Origin of the sequence: Micromonospora foliorum (assembly GCF_022229015.1) — a bacterium.
Lineage (GTDB): Bacteria > Actinomycetota > Actinomycetes > Mycobacteriales > Micromonosporaceae > Micromonospora > Micromonospora foliorum.
The window spans coordinates 1-3,827 of sequence record NZ_JAKKFF010000478.1 but is presented as its reverse complement, the minus strand read 5'-3'; the positions used below and the strand labels follow the sequence as shown (position 1 = coordinate 3,827).

General features: G+C 73.0%; 3 protein-coding genes. All 3 read left to right on the top strand.

Going from position 1 to position 3,827, the window contains the following annotated elements:
* The first annotated feature begins 370 nt into the window (after positions 1–370).
* Complete coding sequence (locus tag PSH25_RS28445; protein ID WP_238661967.1) at positions 371–1,744, top strand: phosphatidate cytidylyltransferase; 1,374 nt, start codon at positions 371–373, stop codon at positions 1,742–1,744.
* Positions 1,745–1,848: 104 nt separating this feature from the next.
* Positions 1,849–3,006 carry a dual-specificity RNA methyltransferase RlmN gene (gene rlmN / locus PSH25_RS28440; protein WP_091400305.1) on the top strand — a complete coding sequence of 386 codons (1,158 nt, stop codon included), beginning with the start codon at positions 1,849–1,851 and terminating at the stop codon, positions 3,004–3,006.
* A 31-nt stretch (positions 3,007–3,037) separates the two neighbouring features.
* Positions 3,038–3,827: DivIVA domain-containing protein (locus PSH25_RS28435; RefSeq protein WP_238661966.1), on the top strand; the 790-nt coding region annotated here is incomplete at its 3' end.

Here is a 3,827-nt window from a genome sequence, read left to right as displayed (position 1 = left end):
GGCCCGTTCCCGACGTCGGGAACGGGCCTCGTTCCGTTGGTCGGCAGGAAATCCGGACGATCCGGTGCTGTGCCGCACCAGCGAGGCCGACATGAGGACGATGCCGACCGGGCGGTTCCGGTCTGCCGTACCGGATGGGGGTGCGTCGCTGGCCGGCGGCCTGGCGGCGGGGGTGACGTCCGTCGGCGTGCCTCGTCCGCCGTGCCGGTCCGGCGTGTGCAGTAGGCTCGGCAGGATTCCCGGCCACCGGGTGGTGAACACCGGGGATCGACCGACCGTCGGGGCGGTCAATCGGAGGAACATCGCACGTGTAGGGGATGCTTGTGGTCTTGCGTCATGTGGTGGTTCTCGTGCCGCGTCGCGGTGCGTGATGTCCCACCCCGACCCCTACGGCAGCGAGCCTCGTGGCTGGGATCGGCCGGAGCGCCCGGTGGCGCTGCCCTGGCCGGAGCAGGAGCTGGAGGCCGGCCAGTGGAGCCGCCGTCCGGCCGCCGGCCCTGAGCTGTACGCCGACCCGCACGCCCGGCCGTACGCCGACCCTGCGGACCCGTACGACGAGCGTGGCCGCCCGGTCCGCCCGGACGACCGCTTCGACGACCGCGACCGGCACGATCGTTTCGACGACCGCGACCGGCACGTGGACGACCGGAACCAGCCCGACCGGTACGACGACCGGGGTCGTGGTGACCGGTACCTGGACCGACCTCCCGCCGGTGGCGACGGGCCGCCCCGTTACGACGGCCCGGACCGTGGCCGCTTCGACGAGCCGAGCCCTCCCGCCCGCCTCGACGACCCGGGGTACCCGACCGAGCAGCTCCCGCCCGTTCGGGCCGAGGTGGCACCGGACGAGGCGCCGACGACCGGTCGACGGTCGAAGGGGCGCCGTCGGGCCAGCCTCGACCGACCGGCCACCCAGCAGGTGGGCACCGGCCGGGCCGGGCGCAACCTTCCGGCGGCGATCGGGGTCGGGCTCGGCCTCGGCGCGTTGATCGTGGTGCCGTTGGTCGTCTACCCGTTGGCGTTCCTGCCGGTGATCGCCGCCGCGGTCGCCGTCGGCATCTGGGAGATGGCCCGCGCGGTTCGACGCAGCGGCGCGCACCCGCCGCTGGTGCCGTTGATCGCCGGTGGCGTGTTGACAGTGGGTCTGGCCTGGTTCGCCGGCCCGGACGCGCTCAGCCTGGGGCTGCTGGTCACGGTGCTGGGCACCATGATCTGGCGGTTGGGCGACGGGCCGGCCGGCTTCCAGCGGGATCTCACCGCGGCCACCCTGATCGCCGTCTACGTGCCGTTCCTCGCCGGTTTCGCGGCGCTGCTGGCGGCGGCCCCCGACGACGGCCCGCTACGCATTCTGGCCACGCTGATCGGGGTGGTCCTCTCCGACACCGGTGGGTACGCGGCCGGCGTCTCCTTCGGCCGTCACCCGATGGCCCCGTCGATCAGCCCGAAGAAGTCCTGGGAGGGCTTCGCCGGCTCGGTTACCGCGGCGGCCCTGGGCAGCGCGTTGCTGTTGTGGCTGATGTTCGAGGTGGCCCCCTGGTGGGGTGCGCTGTTCGGGGTGGCCGTCTCCTGCGCGGCGGTCCTCGGCGACCTGGCCGAGTCGATGATCAAGCGGGATCTCGGCGTGAAGGACATGAGCAACCTGCTGCCCGGCCACGGCGGTCTGATGGACCGACTCGACTCGATCCTGTTCGCGGTGCCGACGGCGTACCTGCTGTTGGCGGTCCTCGTGCCGGTGGTGAGCTGAGGCATGAATCACGGCGACCTGGCCATCCGGCTTCGGCCGTCGCGGCCCGTTCGACACCTCCGGACCGGCACCCGCGGCCGACGGCGTGACACACTGGACCAGCCATGACGAGCCTGCCCCTGATCCCCGCCATCTCGGTCGCCCCCGCCGCGCGCCGGGCCTCCATGCCCCCTCAGCACCTCGCTGACCTGGACCTGGCCGGCCGCCAGGCGTTGGTCACCGGGCTGGGTGAGCCGGCCTTCCGCGCCAAGCAGGTCTCCAACCACTACTTCGGGCGGTTGGTCCGCGACCCGCAGGCGATGACCGATCTGCCCGCGGCGACCCGGGAGCGGCTGGCCGACCAGTTGCTGCCGACGTTGCTCAACCCGGTGCGCGAGCTGGCCTGCGACGACGGTGCCACCCGCAAGGCGCTCTGGCGGCTGCACGACGGTGCGTTGGTGGAGAGCGTGCTGATGGGCTACCCGGACCGGGTGACCGTCTGCATCTCCAGTCAGGCGGGTTGTGGCATGGCCTGCCCGTTCTGCGCGACCGGCCAGGCCGGGCTGACCCGCAACCTGTCGACGGCGGAGATCGTCGACCAGGCGGTGTACATGGCCGGGGTGGCGGCCTCCGGCGTGGTCGCGGGCTCCCCGCCGAGGTTGTCGCGGGTCGTCTTCATGGGCATGGGCGAGCCGCTGGCCAACTACAACCGGGTGATCGCGGCGATCCGTCGGCTGGTCAGCCCGGCTCCGGAGGGGCTCGGCCTGTCCCAGCGGCACATCACCGTTTCCACGGTCGGCCTGGTTCCGGCCATCCACCGACTGGCCAGCGAAGACCTCTCAGTGACCCTTGCGCTGTCGTTGCACGCGCCCGATGATGATCTGCGCGACGAACTCGTGCCGGTAAACCAGCGCTGGAAGGTAGCCGAGGTGCTGGACGCAGCGTGGGACTACGCCGCCCGGACGGGCCGTCGCGTGTCGATCGAGTACGCGATGATCAAGGACGTGAACGACCAGCCGTGGCGAGCCGACCTGCTCGGGCGGCTGCTGGCCGGCAAATTGGCCCACGTGAACCTCATTCCGCTCAATCCGACGCCGGGCAGCCGCTGGGACGCGAGCCCGAAGCCGGTCGAGCGGGAGTTCGTCCGGCGGTTGCGCGACGCCGGGGTGTCCACCACAGTTCGGGACACCCGAGGTCGCGAGATCGACGGCGCGTGTGGCCAGCTCGCCGCCGCCGAGGACAACGACACCAACACCGACCGCGCCGGAGAGGCACCGGCGTGACCGGGCGTGGCGAACGAGACCAGGAGACATAGTGGCGAGTCAGGGTCAGCGTTTCCGGCGCAAGGCGCTCCGCCGGGGATACAAGGTCGACGAGGTGGATGCCTTCCTCGACCGGGTCGAGGCGACGCTCGACGGCCGACAGGTCGGCGCCCCGGTGGCCTCCCAGGAGGTTCACGACGTCGTCTTCCGGGTCCGCTTCAACGGCTACGACGAGTGGCAGGTCGACCTGCACCTGGACCGGGTCGAGCGGCAGCTGGCCGAGCTGGAGGAGCGCAACAGCGCCGGGCGCGGTGGCGACCCCCGGATGGGTGACCGGATGGGCCCACCGGACCGGATGGGTCCGCCGATGCGGGACGACCGGGGCATGGTTCCGCAGCCGATGCCGCCCCGGCCGATGCCCGCGCAGGCCGGCCCGCCCTACGGCCGCTACGACGAGCCGACCGGTGCCTTCGCCGGTGGGTACGACGCCCCCCGCGGCGGTGGTTACGACGCGCCGCGTGGCCCGGCCGGCCCCCCGATGGGTCCCGGTGGTCCGATGGGTCCCGGCCCGATGGGTGGCCACGGCATGCCGCAGCGCGGCCTGCCCGCCGGCCCCAGTGGGTACGGCCCCCCGGACGACCAGCGCTCACCCGGTGGGTACGGCCCGGATGACCAGCGCGGCGGGTACGGCCCCGACGACCAGCGGGCGCCCTGCGGTTATCCGCCGCCGCCGGCGGAGCCGCGCTTCGACGGCTTCGATGCCGGGCGGCCCGGTCGCGCCGACCTGCCGGCCGAGCTCCGTGTGCCGGTGCGGGACCCTGTCGGCTTGCCCCGTGGTCCGG